Below are 21,841 nucleotides of genomic sequence, written 5' to 3' on the forward strand. Positions count from 1 at the left end.
TCATACTGTAATATTTTTCTTAATGCTGGCGTAACGTAACGCCAATCTAACTGACACAACCATCAGTTATTCTAATAGCCGTTAAGCAAACAAAGGAGGACGTTCATTTATTATGAATATCAAAAAAGCTTTAGTTAATACTTTGGGTACGGTTGCCATTGTCGGTGCCGGCATCTTCGCCACTAACGTAACGGCCAACGCCGATACGAATGTTACGGTCAAGCAGGGGGATTCTGTTTGGTCATTAGCCAACAAGTACGACTCATCCGTTAACGCTATCGAAAGTGCTAACAGCTTGAGCAACAGCAACTTGATCTACGTCGGCCAAACGCTGAGCGTCCCTTCAAGTCAACAAGCTACCACGACTTCTACTAATAACGTTGCTAGCCAAAACACGACTACGACTGCTAACCAAACTAGCCAATCCACGACTAGCCAAAGCAGCCAAGCAACCACGAACACCCAAACTAGCAGCAACAAGACTGCTTCAACCGGTGTGTCTGGTTCAGAAGCCAGTGCTAAGGCTTGGATCGCCAACAAGGAATCTGGCGGTTCATACTCAGCAACTAACGGCCAATACGTTGGTAAGTACCAACTGAGCTCTTCCTACTTGAACGGTGACTACTCAGCCGCCAACCAAGAAAAGGTTGCCAACTCATACGTATCTTCTCGTTACGGCTCATGGTCAGCTGCGCAAGCCTTCTGGCAAGCAAACGGCTGGTACTAAACTAGAAATAGCTTAGATAAGCCAATAAATTAACGTTTAAATTCAAGTGGCGCCCACAGATGCAGGTCTGTGGGCGCTTTTTTTAGAGTGCGGAGCGGGGCGGTTAGGCTCTGAGCATTAGGGAGTAAAAGGGTTTCTGTTCGGCAGTCGCCGGACAGGAGCCCTTTTACTTTCTAAGCGCAGGGGCCTGCCCCGCGTAGCACGTTTCAGAGGCCGCCAGTCTCGGGATAGCCCCGTGGAGAACCAGTCAAGTGGTCTAAATCAAGCCAGATTGAACGAAAATCTAAGGTTTGGGTCGTTGCTGAACCGGGGTTAAGCGCAGGGACCTGGCTGTCGTAGCACGTTTCAGAGGCTGCCAGTCTCGGGATAGCCCCGTGGAGAACCAGTCAAACGGTCTAAATCAAGCCAGGTTGAACGAAAAGTCCAGGCCTGAATTTCCGCCTAACACTATGTGGTGTCGGCAATCATCAATGCCACAATGAAAACAATTTCTGTTTACTATAGTAGAAACGATGATTAGCCATATGACAATAATCAGAGTTTTTAACGCGGATCAAAGGCAGTTCACGACGAATATGGCGGCGTCACTAACGGTAATTTCAGACAAAACACCAAGTTTAACGTCAAATTTCCTGAACGTAAGGCAATCTCAACCGCTAATTTCAAGCAAATCAGTCCCGCTCCCCAGCCCGTAACCGTCACATGACCGCAACTTAAGGACCGTAAACCCGGTTAATGTTGCAACGGGATTAACCACGTTACGGTTTGTCATTTAAGCCGGTTTTTCTTAATGTGGGCGTAACTTAGGAACAATGGGGGTGTAACCTCCGCGGGTTATGATAGGTCTCGTTAAGTAATTGATAGACAGATTCACTAATCAAAAGGAGGACATTCATTTTTATGAATATCAAAAAAGTTTTAGTATCTACTTTAGGAACTGCAGCCGTATTAGGTGCCGGGTTATTTGCCGGTACCACTTCCGCTAACGCCGACGTCCGGGTAACGGTGAAGTCGGGAGACACGGTTGCCAAGATTGCTAACCAGTACAAATCTAGCGTCTCCTCAATCGAAAAAGCCAACAACTTAAAGAACGTTAACTTGATTTACGTGGGTGAATCCTTAGAAATTCCTGACGCCACTAGCACCACGACGTCAACGACTAGCGCCGCTACCACCACGCCTAGCCAATCCACGACTACGACCAGCAACACGACTAACAATACCGCTTCAACCAGCAACTACAGTAGCCAAGCGACCACTGGGACGACCAGCAGCGCTTCTACGGCCACTTCAACGACGTCCACCTCTGGCTCTTCAGCCAAGGCTTGGATCGCTAACAAGGAGTCTGGTGGCTCTTACACGGCATCTAACGGTAACTACTACGGGAAGTACCAATTGAGCAAATCTTACCTGAACGGGGACTACTCAGCCGCCAACCAGGAAAAGGTTGCCAACTCTTACGTTAGCTCCCGTTACGGTTCATGGGCCGCTGCCAAGTCCTTCTGGCAAGCAAATGGTTGGTACTAAACCCAACTTGGTTCGGTCAACTAAATAAATAATGCAGAAAACGACGGTGCAGTGCCTTTGACTGACCGTCGTTTTTTCGTGGTCCCACCGGGCTTAAACGACAATCTATTACACCAGACGGGCTAAAGTGGGGTGGGTCGTTACAGGTTTGTAACATTTAGACAACGGGGCTGTAACTTAATAACGTTATGATATTCTTAACAAATTCGTTAAGGAGGGTGTTCAGTTGAAACTTAAAACTCTATTCATGGTTATCGTGATGGTCGTTTCACTGGCCCTTCCTAGCGTTTCATCCGTTGTAAATTCAACGACGACTGCCGAAGCCAGCGTGACTTATGTTTCCAACTTATCCAAGAAGGAACAACGCGCCAAGGCTTGGATCGCCGTTAAGGAATCCGGCGGCAACTACCGCGCCCGCAACGGCCGGTACTACGGCAAATACCAACTCACCATTTCCATGCTGAAGGGTGACTACAGCAAGGCCAACCAGGAAAAGACCGCTGACCGCTATGCCCACACCCGTTATGGCTCATGGACGCAGGCCAAGCATCACTGGTTAGGCTACGGCTGGTTCTAAAACTTAAACTTAAACGAATCTCACTGACAATTGTCGGTGGGATTTTTTGTTGGTTGGGCTTTCAAGAAGAGAGTTTTGCAAATCATGTCTAAAAATTCTCACAGAAAGTCATTCTTTTCTTGAAAGCGGTTACAGAATCATTTAAACTGGGAAGTAACCGAGAAAAGATTGGGAGGATCGACTCATGGCAAAAACATTGGCAATTAACGCAGGTAGCTCAACTTTGAAGTGGAAGCTCTTTTCCATGCCGGAAGAGACTGTTATCGCATCAGGAATGGTAGACCGGTTGAATTTACCGGGCTCCATTTTCAAGGTCAAGCTGCCCGATGGTACTAAGAAAACAGAAACACAAGATAACATTACGAACAAGCTGGCGGCAGCGATGGTGCTGACGCGGTTGAAGTCTTACGGGATTGTGAAGCACCTGAGTGAAATCACCGGTGTGGGTCATCGTATCGTGGCCGGCGGGGAAGTCTTCAAGGACTCCGCTGTGATCACGCCCGTCGTCTTGAAGCAGATCAAGGAGCTGAAGGATTATGCACCACTGCATAACCCGGTTCAGGCTTACTACATCGAGGTCTTCCAACAATTGTTGCCGGAAGCCAAGCAGGTCGCCGTTTTTGACACGTCCCTGTACACGGATATGCCAGCGGTTAACTATATGTACAGCATTCCTTATGAATATTATGAAAAATTCGGGGCCCGGAAGTACGGGGCTCACGGGACCAGTCACCGTTACGTGGCGCACCGAACGGCTGAAATCTTAGGTAAGCCGTTAGCCGACCTGAAAATGATTACCTTGCACTTGGGATCAGGGTCCTCCATTACCGCCTTTAAGGACGGCCATGCGCTGGATACCTCCATGGGATTCACGCCATTAGCTGGGGTCATGATGGGGACACGGTCCGGGGACATCGACCCATCGTTGGTGGCCTTCTTAGCCGAAAAGCTTCACAAGACCATGCCAGAAATGATCGACATTTTGAACCATAAATCTGGTTTGCTGGGGATTTCTGAGCTGTCACCCGACCAACGGGATCTGGAACAGACCCAGGATGAACGACCAAAGTCTAAGCTGGCCTTGGATATGTTCGTGGACCGGGTCGTCAGCTACGTCGGCAGTTACATTGCTGAATTGGGTGGCGTAGATGCCATCGTCTTCACGGCCGGTTCCGGTGAGAACGGCGTGGACATGCGGCAAGCCGTTGCTGATAAATTAAACTACTTTGGCATTGCTATCGACCCTGCCAAGAATGATTTCCGTGGGGAAGAACACATTGTTAGTCCAGACGGCGCCAAGGTTAAGACGCTGGTCGTGCCAACGAACGAAGAATTAATGATCGTCCGTGACGTGGAGCGATTAACAAAATAAATTAGATTGCGAGGAGGTCCGGGAATTTTTCCTGGGCCTCTTTTAGTTGTTGATACTTGGAGAATTGGCAATCAGCAGTGCAGACCAAGCTAACTATATCGTATCCAAATGATGTTAAGTACACCTTAAGCGGGGACTTAACGTTTTCTTGACCACTATGACAATCAGGTAAAGACCGTGTCATTTTGTCATCTGGCGGGCGATTCCTTAACCGAGCGGTAACGATTTGCTAATGCCGTTGAGATGTCTCGGCGGTAAGCTGGGGTCGTTAAATAAGGGAGGAACCATTTGATGATTAAGAAAGTTATCTTGACGACCATTAGCTTCGCCGCTGTGTTAGCAGCCGGTATCGGTTTTTCCAGCGTCACGGCTAGTGCCAACACCTATCGTGGCACTGCGGCCAGTTATCAGTATCAACCGCAGACCAGTACGTACAGTCAGACTACACCAGTCAAGAATACCAGTGTTGCCAAAGCTGTTAATACGAGTAGTACGGCTGGTGCCACCATCAGCGTGGCCCAATTTGAAAGTCAGGGTGTCGTTTATTTGAACGGCAATAAATGGACCTACTATTCGGGTAGTTTAACGGCCGATGGCACCAGCATTAGCGCGAACGGGTTAGATCCGAACGGTTATCGGGTTGTCGCAGCACCTGCCAACGTGGCGTTTGGTACGAAAATCATGACGCCACTCGGTATGGGCGTCGTGCATGACCGCGGGACGGCCATCACGGGCAACCATTACGATGTGGTGATTCAGTAATTTAATTATAGCTAAACTTAACCGCACCACTTCTGTTAGGAGAAGGGTGCGGTTTTGTTTACGTCTAAATGGCTGGGGGAGCCAACGTATTCTTAGCATACCTGATGTTTTGCCGAATTGCGAGAAATATCTGATGAAAATGGTTGGTTCGTTATGGGTTAACTGCTCAAACTAAAATCCATGGGAGCCGAACATCACTTAACATTGCAAAATTAATGTTGAAATATAGATAACATTATTGATGGTTAATACTTGCTATTTGATTGAGAGACGGGTAAGCTGGTGAAACCAAGTTGGTTATCCCTCTTATCAAATAAAAACCACCAGCCGTTATGGACTAGTGGTTAGAAAAATTTAACTCATGTGTAGATCCCGTCGCCGGTAACCTTGCCAGCCGATAATTACCAGGGCAATGGCTAAAACGACCATCCAACTAAACGTGGTCCAGTTGACGTCGTGCATGGGTACCCGGGGCATCCAACCGGTCGGGGTCACGTTTTGAACCCAATCGGGTAGCTTCAAGAGACTTCCCATGTAGACGCTGATAAAGCCCAGAGTCAGGTAGGCCCAACTGATGGCTTTTAAACGTGGCCAGCAGCCAACTAAGAGAACGGCTAGGCCGAGGAAAACCCAAATTTCAGGTAATTGTGCCGCGACGCCTTGCCAGAACTCGCTGGCACTGATGCCATCTTTCGCGTGTGTCAGGCTAGCGTCCCCCATGACCACAATGCCGCCCAGGCCACCAATAAAGGCGAGGGTGCTGGTCACAAATGCCGTGCCCACGTAGCTGAAGAGTAAGTGGGTACGGCTGAGTGGCCGCGCGTACAATGCCTCCAGCCAGCCACGAGTCTCATCACTGTGGACCTTGAGAATCAGTTGCATCCCGGGGATGGTGGCCACGGCAGCCATGACAATTGATAGGAGCGATGTGAAGCTCAACAGTATCTTGTGGTTGGCCTCGTGGACCATGGCCGCGCCGAAGACCTGTTGCATGGTTGGGTTAGTCTTAAGAATATCGCCAATCGTGTTGAAGACGGTCCCGTAGGCAACGCCAAAGATGATAACCGCAACGATCCAAGCGATGATGACGTTACGTTGTCGCCGCCAAACCAGCGTTGCGGGTCCCCGGAGAAATGCGGAGGCCTCGCGTCGGCCAGGACGGGTCGTTAGGGCACCGGCGCCCAGGTCCCGGCGATTATTTGCCATGAATGCGAAGACAAGTAGAATTACCGCGAGGCCTAGACTCAACCAGATGGGTGACCAGTGCGGATCGTTGTAGGGTGCGAGTTTTTCGACCCACCCCAGTGGCGACCACCAGGTTAACTTAGGCTGCTGAACATCCGTGATCATCCGCGCCAAGTAACTGATACCAAATAGGGTGTAGGCCAGTCCAGTCGCACTAGCCGAGTGGTCGGCCAATTGCGCCATTAGGAGGCCCAGTATCCCAAACAGGAGCCCCGTAGCAGCCAGTCCCATGCCAATCAACCAGTTACCCTCGGTAGTGGCGCCAGGCATGTTAGCGGCGCTGAGACCGATACTGTAGAGAACACCTAGGACGCCGTTGATGATAACGAGCTCGCTAGCCGCTGCAGCCAACGGTGAGAGCGTTCCAACCGCGTGAGCACGCACCAATTCGGTGATACCCAAGTCTTCTTCGGCCCGGGTGGCGTGGACGCTGAGAGCAAGGTTCATGACAACCTGGATCAAGGCCATAAATAAGAGCATTTCGTTTGCAAAGATTTCAGCGGTTGTGACCTTACCCGTAAAGGAAAAGGCCCCAAACATGGCAACGATTCCTGGACTGGCGAGGGTGCCTTTGATGGCATCAATCTCGCTAGGTGTCCCGTAGATATCTTCAAATTTCCAGGCAACGCTGGCCATTAAGGCCGCCAAGAGAATGAGCCACATGAGAATTCGGAACCGATCCCGCCGGAAATTCAGGCGAATCAGTTGACCGGTACGTCCAAAACGCGTCATGAGGGGTCACTCCTTTCCCGTGTAGTAGTGCATGAAGAGGTCTTCCAACGTTGGTGGCGTACTCTGTAGTGCCACGACTTGGTGTTGGGCCAGTGTGCTCATGACTGAACTGAGGTGTTCGTCCTCAACAGAGAATTGCCATTCGTGCGGGGTATGACCAGCAGTAACGCCGTGAACACCGGCGAGGGTAGTGACATCAAAGTCATCACCTAACGTGACGGTGACCATGGTTCGAGTCAGGTGGCGCATTTCTGCGAGACTACCAGACTCAATGATTTGGCCTTCACGGATAATCCCAATCCGGTCACACATACGTTCAACCTCGGAAAGAATATGGCTGGAAAGTAAGACGGCTTTGCCCTGCGCCTTGAGATTCATGACGGCATCTTGGAAGATGCGCTCATTCAAGGGGTCCAGTCCGGAGGTTGGTTCATCAAAGATGTAGAAATCAGCGTCTTGGGAGAAGGCCGCAATCAAGGCGACTTTCTGCCGGTTACCCTTGGAGTAGGTGCGCGCCTTCTTGGTTGGGTCCAAACCAAACTGTTTAATGAGGTCATCGGTCTTGGCGGAATGCGCGGTACCGTTCATTTTAAGAAGGAGATCAATGATTTCGCCACCCGTTAAATTGGGCCAGAGATACACGTCGCCGGGGACGTAGGCCAGTCGTTGATGAATCGCGACGCTATCAGTCCAGACATTTTGGCCGAAGATTGTGGCCGTCCCGCCGGAAGCGCGAATGATGCCGAGCAGGACCCGAATGGTCGTGGATTTGCCCGCGCCATTTGGCCCAATAAAACCGAAGACTTCGCCGGGACGCACCTCAAAGGTGATGTCCTTTAAGGCTTGGAAGTGGCCGAATTTCTTTTGTAGATGGTTAATTTGAAGTACAGGATTTGTCATAAGTAATCCCCTCCTCACAGTTTTAAATCGTTTACATCGTAAGCCCTTGGTTACCCAAAGTCAACGGAAAAGTGAACTTTTATGCTAAAATAGTTCACTAAAATTAAATTCTTTCCTAAAATGCGTTATGATAAAATGAATAACGAGAGCGTTGTCGCTGATTCGTGCTGTAACATTAACAATGAATGCGACAAGCGGACGAGGGTGGTGACAGGCATGGCAACGAATCAAGAACGGAAAACTCGCCAACGGCAAGGCATTTTGGACGCTGGTATCAAATTGTTTACGCATGACGGGTTTAAGGCAACGCACGTGACGACGGTCGCTGAAGCGGCTGGGGTCTCCCAGGTCACGCTGTATAAGTATTTTCCGAGCAAATTAGCGTTGGGGCACCAGGTTGTCATCGAGATGATCAATCAGGGTTACGCGAGTTTTCAAAAATTAATTGATGACGCGCAGGTCCCGTTTCCTGAGATTATCAAGGTCATGATCACGAATAAGGTTCGGCTGAGTGATGGCATCCATCCCGATTTCTATCAGTTTGTTATGGCTGAGATGCAAGGGAAAAACGGCAGCGATGTGGTGCGGCAAGCCTACGAAGATGGTGAGCAAAAGTTTTGGGGTGCTGTGATAGCGCGGGGCCGAGCCGGTGGCATCATTAGCCCCGATATCTCCGATGAAGCGCTGTTGATCTACCTCCACATGTACGTGTCCTACTTCAGTACAGCTGATATTCCACCGGCCACGTATCAACGGTTGGTTAATCAATTAATGCATTTATTTTTCTACGGATTTGCGGGGACACCAGCAGTGACGTCACCGGATTCGCAAGCGAACAAGGAGGACGATTAATTTGACAGAGACCACAGTTTTAGTGGCGGTTCGACAGTTTTCGCAATCTAAAATGGGGGACGACGAGACTGGTCACGGCTTCGATCACATTCAACGGGTCGTCGGCCTGGCCGACCGCATCAGTCAATCCTATCCGGCTGCCGATCACCTCGAAACGTTGACCGCGGCCTATTTACACGATGTCATCGATGAAAAGCTGGTCGACGACACCGCAGCGGCCAGCGAGGAAGTTCGGCAGTTTTTAAGCAATCAAGGTTTCACGTCGGTCCAAATTGCCGACATCTTCTTAATCATGGATAACATGTCTTACCATAAAACCCTGGATGGCACGGCGAAACCGTTGCCGCTAGAAGGTCAAATCGTGCAGGATGCGGATCGGTTAGACGCTATTGGGGCTATCGGCATTTCCCGAGCAGTTTATTTTGGCGGACACTTTGGTGAAAAGATTTATGATCCGGCCGTGAAACCACGGACTGAAATGACCCACGCCGAGTATCGTAACTTAGACAATGAAACCATCATCAATCACTTTTACGAGAAGTTATTAACCTTAAAGGACCTGATGAATACGACGGCCGCCAAGCAGTTGGCCGAGCACCGGCAACAGGTCATGCTCGATTTTCTAGCCGAGTATAAAGCCGAATGGAACGCGGAAGCTTAGGGCACCGCGTTTTTATTTTGCCGTGAAACCGGTTTAATCTAAATTTAGCGGTGCATTTTAACCGAAAAATGCGTATGATTGAAAGTAATGCTAAATTTAGAGAGAAGAGATTGATTTGCAAATGACAGCTCAGTCCGAGAAGGTACCACGGGGCAACCTGATTGCGATTTTTGCGATTGCCCTGATGGCCTTCCTGGGAATCTTGGTGGAAACGTCGATGAACGTGGCCTTTCCCACCCTGATGAAACAAATGCACGTGTCCCTGAATACCGTGCAATGGATTACGACCGGCTACCTGTTAACGGTGGCGTTACTGATGATTACATCGGCCTTTTTAAAGCAACGATTTAAAAATAAACAGTTATTCGTGGCCGCCTGTACTAGTCCCTGTCAAGTTGACGGATGAAATACTATAATTTTTGTAGATGTGTTTAAGCGGCTTCACCGCGGTACTCAACCGCGGTGGAGCCGTTTCTTTGTGCTGTACGGTCAATATAGTTGAAGTAGTGAATACCTTCCTCAATAAGCTTAATTAGCTCCTCCTTGGTTTTAGGCATTGGGTGGCTGTCTAGCCAGTTTAACTTGAATTCATTCCACCAACGTTCCATTGGGGCATTGTCATAAGGCGTTCCCGGTCGGGACATGCTCCGAACGACTTTGTGTTCGGTCATTAGATTATTAAAATCTTTGGAAGTGTAAGCCGAACCACGATCGGTATGAACCATTGGATGAACTTCTCCAGCTTTGCTAAAGGCTCGCTCAAAGACTTCAACCATTGCGTCACTGGTCTCAGTAACACTCAGATTGTAGGATAAAAGATATCTGCCATATAGATCTAGTACACCACACAAACGAGCCTTGTACTCGCCATTGATACCGTAACGAACTTCGGTGGCGTCCGACAACCACACTTCATTTGGATTATCTGCCATATTAAACCGTTGATTTAATACGTTGTCTCGTATTTCTTGTTCGGCTTGTTTTACTCGATGGTGTTTCTTCAGTCTGCTTTGACACTTGAGATGCAGGAGAGTCATAATCCGCTTAACGCGCTTAAGCGAGACGTAAAAATCAAGATCTGAATCATGATCTAGATAAATCTTCAATTTTCCTGCGCCGATTCTCTGACGATGTGCATTGAAGTACATGAGTATCTTTTGCTTAAGCTGCGCTTCTTGTTGCTCCCAAGGGGTTTCTTCACGATGAAGCCATTGATTAAATGCTTGGCGAGATAGACCCACTTTGCGAAGAATAATGGTTTGGGCGCCATGAATCTGTGGACTGAGTTCCTGGATTGTCTGGAATATTAATTTATGTTGGGCGTTCACTCCTTGTTCTGTAGTTCCCGGATTTTTTTTGCGAAGAGCTCCATTACCTCCTGTTCTTTGAGCTGGGCCTTTAGTTGACGATTCTCTAGTTTTAAACGTTCAACTTCAGTCATTTCTTCAACTGGTTTAGTACGTCCACGGCCATCCTTTAATGCTGTGTACCCACCATCTTTGGACTTGAGAACCCAGGCTCTTACCTGTTGGTAAGAGACGTTGAAGTGTTCGGATGCCTGGGAGTACGAATGCTTTCCAGCTGTGACATACTCCACAATTTTAATTCGTTCTTCGAATGTTGTTTTACGACTCATAATGCGGACCTGCCTTCTTGACGGGGTAGCCATCAATGATTTATTGGTCCCATTATACTGGAATTTCTTAATCCAGTCGCGAAGTTGCTTGTCGCTTCTCAATCCAAAACGATTGCTGATTTCAACTAAACTACCTTTACCATTTAGATAGGCTTCCACGGCTTGCTGCTTGGTCTTTGCACTATAACGTGTCCAGATATGGCGTTCTTCTAGGCCGTCGAGGCCATCACGCTTGTAAAGTTCTCGCCACAAACGAATAGTAGAGCCATAAATACCATATTGCTCAAGGTATTTGCTTCTGTTCAACTTGGTCTGTGATAGACCAGTCAAAATATCCAGTTTCTCCATAGCTGTAAATCTTGTCCTAGGCATAGAAAAATCCCCTTAAAGTTAACAGATGAATTATAGTTTTTCATCTGTCAACCTTAAGGGGACTATAGCAGCCGCTTTGGCGTTTATTTTAGGCGATTTAATCTGTGCGCTCGCAACTAACTTTCCAATTTTGTTGATTGGCCGCTTGATTCAAGCGGGTTGCGCCGGGCTGGCAATTCCGCTGATGTTTAACATCGTGGTTGAAAGTGTGCCTCGGTCACGGTTGGGATTTTACATGGGGATGGCCGGTTTGATTCTGATGATTGCGCCCGCCAGTGGTCCCACGTTTGGGGGCATCATGGTTTACCTGGCCAACTGGCGGATGATTTTTTGGTCCACGATGCCCGTGGAACTGATCATCCTGTTGTTGGGGGTTGGCGCCATCAAGCAGTACGCGCCAGTCAAGCCGGTTAAATTCAACTGGGGACAATTCTTCTTGCTTGCGATTGCCTTCATTAGTTTTACCTTAGGACTGAACAGCGTGTCGACCGCGGGGGCGCTCAGCTGGGAGTTCCTGGGTGGCGTTGGCTTGGCAATTGTGGCCATCTGGGGCTACATCGTGCTGGCTAAGCACAGTAGTCGCCAACTGTTAAAACTGGAAATTTTCAAGAATCCGGTCTTTACCTACAGTTTCTTCGCCTACTTTACCCTGCAATTCTGTAATATTGGCATCAACTTTGCGCTACCAAACTATGCCCAAATTGTGGTGGGCGCGACCTCTTTGATTGGGGGGCTGATGCTGTTGCCGGGGAGCTTAGTTACAGCAATCCTCCAGCCGTGGTTCGGTCATCTGTTGGACGAACACGGTGCCCGCTTACCGATTTTGATGGGGAGTACGCTGTTTACGATTGCGGCCCTGGTCTTCATGGCGTTTGGCCAACATCTGAGCGTGGTACTGATTGCCATCATGTACGTCGTCTTCAGTGTCGGGCGGTCGATGGCGTTTAGTAACACGCTGACGAACGGACTGAAGGAAGTCGACATGAGTCAACGGGCCGATGCCAATGCGATTTATAACACGGGACAACAGTTTGCTGGGTCAATCGGGACCACAATTTTGGCGGCGCTGATGTCGTCGGTCAAGGTTAGTGGCATGTCGTACGCTCACGAAACGGCGATTGGGAGCCAGTTGGCCTTTGGGCTGATCTTCGTGTTGAGTATCGTTAATTTTGGCTTTTACTTCATTGTTTTCCGCTATCAAAAAAATGATAAATAACCACGAACAGGGCCATGACGGTTGTCATGACCCTGTTTTCTCATAGATTTATTGTTGTTTTTTCAAGCGAAGCCAGTAGGTGAGACCCATAATAATGCCGAAGAAAATGCCACTGACGATGGCACCCGTAATGTTAGCGAACGAAACGAGTTCCTGAGTAAACAGGTGGCCATCGAAAAAGGTGCCGAGAAAGGCTTGTTCGAGGTACATGAAGACAGCGAAATAAATGGCTAAACCTAGTGAAACCCACAAGATATGTTTCCGTGCGGCAGGCAGGTCCTGGACACTGACTTCGTGGTCCGTCAAGTGAGCCCGGCGGCTAGCAGCCATCAGGTAGGGACAGATGACAATTGTGATGAACGCGACATCAAAACCGGCGAGGCCAATCAGGGCCATGTAAGCCGATTGGGTTTGCCACAGCAACGCGACGACCGGCCCCAACAGTAGGATGGGCAAGCACATGAAAAAGGCGTTGGTCCCAATCCGGTTGACCTCCTGTCGTTTGTATTCATCAAAATCCCCGGTAATATTGAAAAAGTGTTTAACAACCTTATCACGTAAATTTTCCCCGTTTACCATGATTATGCCTCCCAGAATAAGTGATTGAGATCCGTGTGGAGGGCCTTGGCGAGCCGTAAGCACAGATCGAGTGATGGATTATACTTATCATTTTCGACTAGATTAATGGTTTGGCGGGCAACCGCAACTTTTTGGGCCAATTCAAATTGCGTTAAGCCAGCTTGCTTACGATAGTCTTTGACCCGATTCACGCGGGCACCTCCTTTGAAATGTCAGATATATATGACACCTTTAGGATACAAAGACGGTGATGAAATGTCAAATATAAATGACTTTTTAAGGTGCAATCACTACACGGGTAAAGTTCGTATTGACTGAAAGAAATAAAAGCGCTAACTACCGTAATTGCTGGTAGTTAGCGCTTTTAGACTATTAACACAGATTTGATAATTAGAGAATTGACATCATTCTATAATTATAGTTTAATAATTAAAAACGATTAAATCAGAAAGAAGTTTTTAAATGCCCGATTACATTCAAGCCATTCGTCATCAGGTGGGTCACAAGCCAATTATTTTGACCTTTGCAGGCGGTATCTTAGTCGACCGTCACGACCACGTTCTGTTACAAAAGCGTACAGACTTTAACCGTTGGGGATTACCAGGCGGCGCCTTGGAGTTTGGCGAGTCGGCCAGCGCCGCCTGTGTCCGTGAATTTCGTGAGGAAACCGGCCTGACCGTGGCAGTGACGGGGCTGCTGGGGGTGTCGAGCAATCAAATTCAACGCTATCCCAATGGTGACGTGGCTCAGGCTGTGATCATCGTCTTTCGGGTGTCGCTGGTAGCTGGGCAATTAAAGACCGACAGTAGGGAAACCCAGAAGCTAGGCTATTTTGCCCAGGATAATTTGCCGCCGTTGTTAAACGCGCAACATGAGCAGGGATTGCGGAACTACTTTTCTGGGAATATTCCTTGGATGGATTAGTCGAAAATCAACGAAGTGTGAAGGTACTAAAGTTAATTTTACAGATTGAATAAGCGGACTTCCTCTTTGATGAGGGACTTAGTCATCGGACGGAATGACGTATTCATATAGAAAGGATGACGTTTTAACAGTACCTGTTTCCGATACTTACCACGGTATAATGTAATTTTTCGTGTGTGGTGACTGACCTTAAACTTAAATGTCCAGGCACCCTTGATCTTTTTATAGCGTTTGAGGGTGAAGGTCTGATTGTTTTTGATTTTGGTTGCCAATTTGAGTTGGCGGTTGTTGGTCCCCATGTTCGTAGAATATTGCCAGGTCGCTAAGTTGGTGTGGGGTTCATTCTTGACTGAAGCCCATCTAAAGGTCTTAGCGGTTAGCGTTATCTGTTCGGCAAACTGCCCTTCATTGCCATCCATATACCATTTGCCACGGAGTGCGTTTGGCACAGACCGAGTCTTAGCCGCTGCCGTTGTCGTACTGACGCCGGCACAGGTCACTAGAGCCAGTAAGGCCACGACGAAGGGAATTATTTTCTTAATTTTCATACTCAATGTAAGCCTCTTTTCAAATTACACTAACCGGACACCCAATTAGTTATCATCACCATAGACTGTTTGAGAAAACGATACAAATGCAGAATACCCCTGGGAATTCCCAAGAAACACGAAAAAACCGTGGTCAAGACGACCACGGTTTCCTAATGATCTTTAATTTGTAAGGCCAAACGAACCAGCAAGTTGGTCAGCAATGAAATCAACAGCGCGTAGCCCAACACCAGGGCCAACAAGATGATGGCACCGGTCAAAAACGTGAGAAAGCCACTGGCCACGTTTAGCAGAGTGAGGCCCACCGTTAGAATCACGATGATGGTCACGAAGCCAATCAAGCCAATCCGGGAGTTCGCGAAGTCGGCGGCACTTAAATCAAAGCCACCGATGCTCAGGTTGAGTGATAACAACACCATGATGGTCCACCGAATCCAGGGATGATTGTCGCCACCTAGGGCGCCCAGAAAGCCCGACCAGTCCAGGTTGAACGGGTCGGCAATCAAGGTTAACATGCCCTGAAACCAGCTGGGAATCAGAAGAGCCGTCAAGCCCAACAAGACTGCCGCGCAGCCGAAGATGGGGGCAATCCCAATAAATAAATTACCGGTGACCTGGTACCAATTACGCTGATTCCAAGTGTGATTGACGTAGCCCAACGCCAGGTCGGGTTGGCCGTCTGCGCCTCGGCGATTGGGATGCGGCCGTTTGAGCAGCCGGACCTTATCGATTCGATGTCCGAACACCACGGCCGTTACCAAATGGCTGAGTTCATGAAAGAAAATACCGATGAACCCCAAATACAGTTCACTGTTTACGCCAAACCCATTGGCCAAAAAGGCCTTGGTATTACGGTTTAGAAACGTTAACAGCGTGACAAAGATAAAGGGAATCACCAGTAGATCCAGGCCGACGATCCCCAAGTTCTTGAAAATGAGGACCAGGTCCGTATTCATCGCTTACTCCAGCAAGTCGGTGAACGTGCCGTGAACCAGCGTGGCGAGCGCCGTGGCATCAACTTCAACCGACCGACCAATCTGACCGGAAGAAACGAGAATTTGCCCTTGTTCCTGGGCGGTGTTGTCGAAATAAATTGGGAAGTGGTTCTTTTCCCAAATCCCAACCGGGGTGTTGGCCCCGTGTTCGTACCCGGTCGTCTTGACCAAGTCCTTCAGCGGCACCATGTCGACCTTCTTGTTGCCAGAAGCCTTAGCTAACTTTTTTTCATCTAGGTGTTCATCGATGGGAAGCACACCGACCACTGGACCAGTCGTGGGGCCGCTCAACACCAGCGTTTTGTAGATGTGATGCTCGTCAACGTCCTCGTGATCGACGTCTAATTGGGCGACGTCGCCCTGGGTGTGGGTCGCAAACTCGAATTGTTTGTAGGCGACTTTGTTCTTATCTAGAATCTGTTCAACTAACGTCTTATGCAGGCGTTTACCTTTTTTCTTTTTGGACATGGGACTCACCTTTCAAAATTTTATTAATAAATTGGACCGCACTTTAAAAATAAATGGACCGGTTGTTTTTCTATAAAAGAAGACACCGCCACCAAAACCTGTTATACTCTATCAAAGAGAATACCTGTTGAGCGGTTGCGCTCAGCGTACAGTGACGTCTAGTTGAAGAGTTATGAGGAGATATCATGGCAGATTTAGTCTATCGACAAGTGATGCGGGACTTAAAACATCGTATCCATCAAAATGAATTTCCCAATAAACGGTTGCCGGACGAGCGGAGCCTCAGCGAAGCTTACGGTGTGAGCCGTAGCTCGGTGAAGCGAGCACTCAGTATTCTGGCGAACCAGGGATTGATTTTTAAAAAGCGCGGTTCGGGAACCTTCATTAACCCATTATATATGAAAAACCAAACAATTTTTCAATATGAGGGGTCAAATTTAGGAATTACTGACAGTATGAAATCAGCGGGGAACACACCGGGCATTCGGTTGCTCAATTTTAACGTGGTTCCGGCCAGTAAGGAAATCCAACAGGACCTGTTCCTCGAGGAGGGTGACTTCGTTTACGAAATCAAGCGGCTACGGCTGTTTGACGACAAACCGTTCATGATTGAAACGGGCTACATTCCAATTAAAATTGCGCCGAACCTGACGCAGGCAACGGTGTCAGACTCCATCTTTAATTACCTGGAAAGCCAGGACAAGGTTGTGACCAAGTCCTTCATGTCAATCCAGGCGCAGCCATCAACGGCGGAAGATCAAGAGTTATTGCAGCTGAAGCCGGTGGAACCCGTGGGTATCATGGAAGGCATCTTCTTCCTGGATGACGGGACACCGTTTGAAGTGTCCAACATGCGGTTACACTATCAGTATTTGAACTATAACACCTTTGTTTCCCTAGATGAAGAATAACGTTCGCTATGGGTTAAACTAGGGTTATGGTTTCGCCTCCGGGCTGGTGAAAAATGGCCGGGACACGGTGGGCGGACGCCTAAAGCCAAAGGGCGGTCTTTAGGCTTACTTTGCGCCTCTGAGAAACGAGTCTCAAAGATACCAATTACCTAAATGGCTAGCGCCATCAAGGTAATTCCCACGGCTGAGCCATTTTCACCAGCCCTGCGGCTAACACTAGTTTAGACCGTAGGCGACGGTGTGCTTGGTGGGTACTAGCAGTAAAGTTAATATATTTTTGCCATAAGTCTGAGACAAGATGTCTTGGACTTTTTATTTTGTCATGAGTGATTTACCGTTCAAATAACCCCAAAGGTGTCGATACTATCTGATTAATCAGACAGTGTCGGCACCTTTTTAGTTCACGTAGCCATTCACCTGGTAATAGTGCTGACTTAATGCTGTAATTGTTTGGTGAATGGTGGATTCTCCCGGCAGCAAGAAGTATAGGTGGTGGAGGAAAATTAACCAATTGTGCAACCGTGCGGCAGGACCGCGGTCAAATGAAAAATTGATCCACAAACGCTGGTCGGTAGTGATTAGCCAGTCGTTGAGTTGGGCCGTAGTCAGATGGGCGACTCGCCATGCCTGAATCAATGGCATCGCCAGGCGAGGCTCCTCGTCGAACTGAAATGGCGTCGTTTGGCGCGCAAATACCGTTGCAATGACTGCCAGTGCCGTTGATGCTTGGTCCAAAGGAAACTGGGGATGTTGCCAGGCATATCGCAGCAGGTCGGCGCCGTGAGCGACACCGTGGGCCCAGCCCTTCTTAGGTACCCAGCCACGTTGGTCGTGTTCGCGAACGAGGTAGGTCAAGGCATCGTTGAAAAATTGTGTCTTTTCGGCAGCTGTTAGCCAGGTATGCTGGGCGTCGCTGTCTAAGACCACTGCAGTCAACAGGGCTGTGAACGTGCGTTGAAAGACAGCATCGTTGGCTGGCTGGTCGATGGCGGTGAAGAGCCCCCGCTTGGTCAGCAGGTAATTAGCGATAGCTTGACGTTGGTTGTGGGTGAAGGTATCTTCATCAAAACCACGGGCAAAGAGGGTAAAGACCGTGTCATCACGAATCGTGGGATCCAAATCACCGACGTGTGCCAACAGCAGTTGTACCTGGTCGTCCGTAAAGCTCAATTTGGGTGCGTCGACCAGTTGTCGTAAGTTAATTGAGAAATCTGCCATACCAATTGCCTCCTGTTTTTCCAGAGTATACGCTGATTATGGAGACAGTGGGTATTAAAAGATACATAGCTTAGAGCAGAAAATTTGAGGTTCACCGCAGGGATTGAAAGAAATGGGTGTGCCGTTTCCATAACTTTGGTTCACGTTTTGCCTAAATTGATACGGTCCAATTGTCAAAAAGGTTGACTTTTATAAAAATCAGCCTATGATAGAGGCTGTAAAAAGCATCCCGGTAGTCATTACGAGATAAATTTTACGCGTTTTCTAACCATTAGATAACGATGTCGTTACGAATTCACAGAAGGAGTGTTAATTACATGGCAAATGCAGACTTCGATTCCAAGTCCTACTTGGAAGGCGTTGACAAGTATTGGCGTGCAGCAAATTACCTGTCAGTTGGTCAGTTATTTTTGCGTGACAACCCATTATTGAAGCGTGATTTAACCTCTGACGATGTAAAGATTAAACCAATTGGTCACTGGGGGACGATTGTTTCTCAAAACTTTATCTATGCTCACTTAAACCGGGCTATTTTAAAGTATGACTTGAACATGTTCTATATTGAAGGTTCAGGTCACGGTGGCCAAGTGATGGTTTCTAACTCATATCTTGATGGTAGTTACAGTGAAATTTATCCAAACATTTCTCAAGACGAAGCTGGATTGAAGCGTTTATTCAAGCAATTCTCCTTCCCAGGTGGTGTGGCTTCTCACGCTGCTCCTGAGACACCAGGTTCTATCCATGAAGGTGGGGAACTCGGTTACAGCCTTTCTCATGGGACCGGGGCTATCCTCGACAACCCAGACGTCATTGCCGCCGTTGAAATCGGTGATGGTGAAGCTGAAACTGGTCCATTGGCCACTTCATGGTTCTCAGACAAGTTTATTAACCCAATCAAAGATGGTGCAGTATTACCAATCATCAACATGAACGGGTTCAAGATTTCTAACCCAACTATCCTGTCACGGATGTCCGACGAAGACTTAACCAAGTACTTCGAAGGTATGGGCTGGGATCCACACTTTGTTGAAATTGACGAAAATGAAAAAGACTTCACGCGGGTTCACGAAGACATGGCTAAGACTATGGATACGGTCATTGGCAAGATCAAGGCTATCCAAAAGCATGCTCGTGAAAACAACGACGATTCATTGCCTAACTGGCCAATGATCATCTTCCGTTCCCCTAAGGGCTGGACTGGTCCTAAGGCCGACTTAGATGGTAACCCAATCGAAGGCTCCTTCCGTGCCCACCAAGTGCCAATTCCTGTTGCCGCTGGTGACATGGAACACGCCGACATGTTGGTCAACTGGTTGAAGTCTTACAAGCCAGAGGAACTCTTCAACGAAGACGGTTCCGTTAAGCAAGAAATCCGTGACATGGCGCCTAAGGGCGAACAACGGATGGCCATGAACCCAATCACCAATGGTGGGATCAAGCCAGAACCTTTGAAGCTCCCTGACTACAAGAAGTACGCCGTTGACACCACTAAACGCGGTAAGACGATTGCGCAAGACATGTTAGTTTGGTCAGATTATCTGGCTGACGTCATGAAGTTGAACCCGAATAACTTCCGGGGCTTTGGTCCTGATGAAACGAAGTCCAACCGGTTGTACGCTGCCCTGGATTACGGGAAGCGTCAATGGATGGAAGACATTCATGAACCAAACGATGAAAACATGGCCCACGAAGGCCGGATCATTGATTCACAACTTTCCGAACACCAAGCTGAAGGTTGGTTGGAAGGTTACGTTTTGACTGGTCGTCATGGTTTCTTCGCGACCTACGAATCCTTCGGTCGGGTCGTTGACTCTATGTTGACGCAACACATGAAGTGGTTACGCAAGGCCGTTGAACAAGACTGGCGCAATGATTACCCATCATTGAACTTCGTTGACACCTCGACTGTCTTCCAGCAAGACCACAACGGGTACACCCACCAAGATCCAGGTATGCTGACCCACTTGGCTGAAAAGAAGCCTGAATTTATCCGTGAATACCTGCCAGCCGATGCCAACACCTTGTTGGCTGTTGGTAACGTGGCCTTCCAGAGTCGCAACAAGATTAACCTTATTGTGACGTCTAAGCACCCACGTCCACAATGGTTCTCCATTGATGAAGCCACGAACTTGGTTAACAATGGTTTAGGCTACGTTGACTGGGCTTCAACTGATCAAGGTCAAGAACCTGACATTGTCTTCGCTGCTGCTGGGACTGAACCAACTTGGGAATCATTAGCCGCAATTTCATTGTTGCACGACGAATTCCCTGAAATGAAGATCCGCTTCATTAACGTGGTTGATCTTTTGAAGTTGCGTTCACCTAAGCTGGACCCACGGGGGATTTCTGACGAAGAATTCGACCGTCTGTTCACGACTGACAAGCCCGTTATCTTTGCCTTCCATGGCTTTGAAGGCTTGATCAAGGATCTCTTCTTCGACCGTCACAACCACAACGTTCACGTTCATGGTTACCGTGAAAATGGTGACATTACGACACCATTTGACATGCGGGTCTTGAATCAATTGGACCGTTATGACTTGGCCAAGGAAGCCGTCAGCGACATTGAAGCATACGCTGTTAAGGGCGCCTACTTTATCCAACGCATGGACGACATGGTTGCTAAGCACACGGCTTACATCCGTGAGGTCGGGACTGACTTGCCAGAAGTTAACAACTGGCAATGGAAGCCACTGAAGTAATTTAAAATTGTTTGATGAGGCACCTACCTGGTCCATTTGGACTGGGTGGGTGCCTTTTTTGTTGAGACGCTATGATTCCAGAAAGTAGTGTGGTATAACTGGTTAATGGCATAACTGGTCACGGTAGGGAATCATGGTCCGTGGCCAAAATGGAAGCGGATAGGGGACGACGGTATGCGTCGAGGTCGGGTTTTAGTATTAGGTATATTAGTGGGGTTATTGTTAATCGGGTTTGGGTATCGGAGTGGGCGGTTACCACAATTAACCGCCGCCATCGATCAGATTCGGGGTGGCAGCGCCTTTGGATCACCACAGGACCCAACGATTACGCACGCGGCATCCGTGAAGGTGCCTAAGGACGCCACGCCTATCGTGGATATCGTGCAGGGCGTAGGGCTGTCGAAAACGTATTATTACCGGTTTAGTGACCAGCTACCGGCGGACGGCAAACAAGTTTTTGCTGATGCCGTCCAGGTCTATAATCAGACGGGGATCGTGCATTTAGTTGAAAATTCAGGCTGGTCGGGCGCTGGTCATAACCAGATTACCTTTTCTGTGTATCACAAAAAGATGGCCAAACAGGCCGCAACGGTGGAGCTGGGTCACGGGGGTCCCGAGATTATTCAGACGAATGATGGCTGGGGTACCGACAGCGAAAATCATGCGGAAGCTAGCCTAAACGGCGATTACGCAGCGGCCTATACGGATGCCGTGGCCGTTCATGAACTGGGGCACGCGTTGGGCTTAGACCACAGTAAGTCGCGCAAGTCGGTGATGTATCCCATTGCCCACGGTCAAACCCGGTTATCACGCGGGGACTTGAAGAGCTTGAAGCTGATTTATCAGTAAAAAAAGGCGGGGTATTTGTTGGTAAACCTTGGGTGAATAGGGTAGACTATAGCCATCAGAAAAGGCCC

Annotated in this window: 22 protein-coding genes and 1 pseudogene; 13 read left to right on the forward strand and 10 right to left on the reverse strand. The window is 48.5% G+C overall.

Annotated elements, in window-relative coordinates:
• Positions 1-112: 112 nt before the first annotated feature.
• From ACEPST_RS06380 to ACEPST_RS06400, 5 genes are all read left to right on the forward strand, one after another.
• Entirely contained in the window at positions 113-727 is a 615-nt protein-coding gene (locus ACEPST_RS06380) for a LysM peptidoglycan-binding domain-containing protein (RefSeq protein ID WP_204121941.1), read from the forward strand.
• 900 nt (positions 728-1,627) lie between these two features.
• Positions 1,628-2,254 (forward strand): LysM peptidoglycan-binding domain-containing protein, encoded by a 627-nt coding sequence (locus ACEPST_RS06385; RefSeq protein WP_204121940.1) that lies wholly within the window; start codon positions 1,628-1,630, stop codon positions 2,252-2,254.
• A gap of 226 nt (positions 2,255-2,480) precedes the next feature.
• Entirely contained in the window at positions 2,481-2,831 is a 351-nt protein-coding gene (locus ACEPST_RS06390) for an aggregation promoting factor surface protein (RefSeq protein WP_204121939.1), read from the forward strand.
• Between the two features lie 184 nt (positions 2,832-3,015).
• Positions 3,016-4,203: an acetate/propionate family kinase gene (locus ACEPST_RS06395; protein ID WP_203643794.1), complete on the forward strand. Its 1,188-nt coding sequence runs from the start codon at positions 3,016-3,018 to the stop codon at positions 4,201-4,203.
• Between the two features lie 291 nt (positions 4,204-4,494).
• A complete protein-coding gene (locus ACEPST_RS06400; protein ID WP_204121938.1) occupies positions 4,495-4,965 on the forward strand; it encodes a hypothetical protein in 471 nt (156 codons plus the stop codon).
• A 354-nt stretch (positions 4,966-5,319) separates the two neighbouring features.
• Here the strand turns inward: ACEPST_RS06400 and ACEPST_RS06405 are convergent, their stop codons facing one another.
• Positions 5,320-6,942, reverse strand: coding sequence for an ABC transporter permease (locus tag ACEPST_RS06405; protein ID WP_204121937.1), 1,623 nt, complete (start codon positions 6,940-6,942; stop codon positions 5,320-5,322).
• 6 nt (positions 6,943-6,948) lie between these two features.
• Entirely contained in the window at positions 6,949-7,842 is an 894-nt protein-coding gene (locus ACEPST_RS06410) for an ABC transporter ATP-binding protein (protein ID WP_204121936.1), read from the reverse strand.
• A gap of 216 nt (positions 7,843-8,058) precedes the next feature.
• On the opposite strand from ACEPST_RS06410, the gene ACEPST_RS06415 reads away from it, so the two are divergent.
• The 3 genes and pseudogenes from ACEPST_RS06415 to ACEPST_RS06425 all read left to right on the forward strand — a co-directional run.
• The gene (locus ACEPST_RS06415; RefSeq protein ID WP_204121935.1) at positions 8,059-8,694 is read left to right on the forward strand and encodes a TetR/AcrR family transcriptional regulator; all 636 of its coding nucleotides are present in this window, start codon (positions 8,059-8,061) and stop codon (positions 8,692-8,694) included.
• 1 nt (position 8,695) lies between these two features.
• The gene (locus tag ACEPST_RS06420; protein ID WP_374706468.1) at positions 8,696-9,355 is read left to right on the forward strand and encodes an HD domain-containing protein; all 660 of its coding nucleotides are present in this window, start codon (positions 8,696-8,698) and stop codon (positions 9,353-9,355) included.
• A gap of 121 nt (positions 9,356-9,476) precedes the next feature.
• Positions 9,477-9,731: pseudogene (locus ACEPST_RS06425) on the forward strand (MFS transporter); the annotation flags it as partial.
• Positions 9,732-9,786: 55 nt separating this feature from the next.
• Here the strand turns inward: ACEPST_RS06425 and ACEPST_RS06430 are convergent.
• Together ACEPST_RS06430 and ACEPST_RS06435 are read right to left on the reverse strand one after the other, a co-directional pair.
• On the reverse strand, positions 9,787-10,683 hold the full coding sequence (locus tag ACEPST_RS06430; protein ID WP_395390462.1) for an IS3 family transposase: 897 nt from the start codon (positions 10,681-10,683) through the stop codon (positions 9,787-9,789).
• Positions 10,680-11,339, reverse strand: a complete 660-nt coding sequence (locus ACEPST_RS06435; protein WP_395390461.1) for a helix-turn-helix domain-containing protein — start codon at positions 11,337-11,339, stop codon at positions 10,680-10,682. The genes ACEPST_RS06430 and ACEPST_RS06435 overlap by 4 nt, the downstream gene beginning before the upstream one ends.
• A 49-nt stretch (positions 11,340-11,388) precedes the next feature.
• Here ACEPST_RS06435 and ACEPST_RS06440 point away from each other — a divergent pair, with 49 nt between their 5' ends.
• Positions 11,389-12,579: an MFS transporter gene (locus ACEPST_RS06440; protein ID WP_204121651.1), complete on the forward strand. Its 1,191-nt coding sequence runs from the start codon at positions 11,389-11,391 to the stop codon at positions 12,577-12,579.
• Between the two features lie 48 nt (positions 12,580-12,627).
• On the opposite strand, the gene ACEPST_RS06445 is transcribed toward ACEPST_RS06440, so the two are convergent.
• Positions 12,628-13,158, reverse strand: coding sequence for a DUF3278 domain-containing protein (locus ACEPST_RS06445; protein WP_204121652.1), 531 nt, complete (start codon positions 13,156-13,158; stop codon positions 12,628-12,630).
• 2 nt (positions 13,159-13,160) lie between these two features.
• On the reverse strand, positions 13,161-13,349 hold the full coding sequence (locus tag ACEPST_RS06450; RefSeq protein WP_203639935.1) for a helix-turn-helix transcriptional regulator: 189 nt from the start codon (positions 13,347-13,349) through the stop codon (positions 13,161-13,163).
• Positions 13,350-13,620: 271 nt separating this feature from the next.
• On the opposite strand from ACEPST_RS06450, the gene ACEPST_RS06455 reads away from it, so the two are divergent.
• Positions 13,621-14,082, forward strand: a complete 462-nt coding sequence (locus ACEPST_RS06455) for an NUDIX hydrolase (protein ID WP_204121653.1) — start codon at positions 13,621-13,623, stop codon at positions 14,080-14,082.
• Between the two features lie 38 nt (positions 14,083-14,120).
• Here ACEPST_RS06455 and ACEPST_RS06460 read toward each other — a convergent pair whose 3' ends face one another.
• From ACEPST_RS06460 to ACEPST_RS06470, 3 genes are all read right to left on the reverse strand, one after another.
• Entirely contained in the window at positions 14,121-14,636 is a 516-nt protein-coding gene (locus tag ACEPST_RS06460) for a hypothetical protein (protein ID WP_204121654.1), read from the reverse strand.
• 146 nt (positions 14,637-14,782) lie between these two features.
• The gene (locus tag ACEPST_RS06465; protein ID WP_204121655.1) at positions 14,783-15,586 is read right to left on the reverse strand and encodes a hypothetical protein; all 804 of its coding nucleotides are present in this window, start codon (positions 15,584-15,586) and stop codon (positions 14,783-14,785) included.
• Between the two features lie 3 nt (positions 15,587-15,589).
• Positions 15,590-16,093 carry an aminoacyl-tRNA deacylase gene (locus ACEPST_RS06470; protein ID WP_203639945.1) on the reverse strand — a complete coding sequence of 168 codons (504 nt, stop codon included), beginning with the start codon at positions 16,091-16,093 and terminating at the stop codon, positions 15,590-15,592.
• Between the two features lie 185 nt (positions 16,094-16,278).
• Here ACEPST_RS06470 and ACEPST_RS06475 point away from each other — a divergent pair, with 185 nt between their 5' ends.
• Positions 16,279-17,004: a GntR family transcriptional regulator gene (locus tag ACEPST_RS06475; protein WP_125765250.1), complete on the forward strand. Its 726-nt coding sequence runs from the start codon at positions 16,279-16,281 to the stop codon at positions 17,002-17,004.
• A 396-nt stretch (positions 17,005-17,400) separates the two neighbouring features.
• Here the strand turns inward: ACEPST_RS06475 and ACEPST_RS06480 are convergent, their stop codons facing one another.
• Positions 17,401-18,222, reverse strand: coding sequence for a DUF2785 domain-containing protein (locus ACEPST_RS06480; RefSeq protein ID WP_204121656.1), 822 nt, complete (start codon positions 18,220-18,222; stop codon positions 17,401-17,403).
• Positions 18,223-18,539: 317 nt separating this feature from the next.
• Between ACEPST_RS06480 and ACEPST_RS06485 the strand changes: the two genes are divergently transcribed.
• Positions 18,540-20,924: a phosphoketolase gene (locus ACEPST_RS06485; protein ID WP_204121657.1), complete on the forward strand. Its 2,385-nt coding sequence runs from the start codon at positions 18,540-18,542 to the stop codon at positions 20,922-20,924.
• 174 nt (positions 20,925-21,098) lie between these two features.
• The gene (locus ACEPST_RS06490) at positions 21,099-21,773 is read left to right on the forward strand and encodes a matrixin family metalloprotease (protein WP_204121658.1); all 675 of its coding nucleotides are present in this window, start codon (positions 21,099-21,101) and stop codon (positions 21,771-21,773) included.
• Positions 21,774-21,841 lie beyond the last annotated feature (68 nt).

This window comes from Levilactobacillus sp. FUA 3915, from assembly GCF_044053135.1.
Taxonomy (GTDB): Bacteria; Bacillota; Bacilli; order Lactobacillales; family Lactobacillaceae; genus Levilactobacillus; species Levilactobacillus lanxiensis.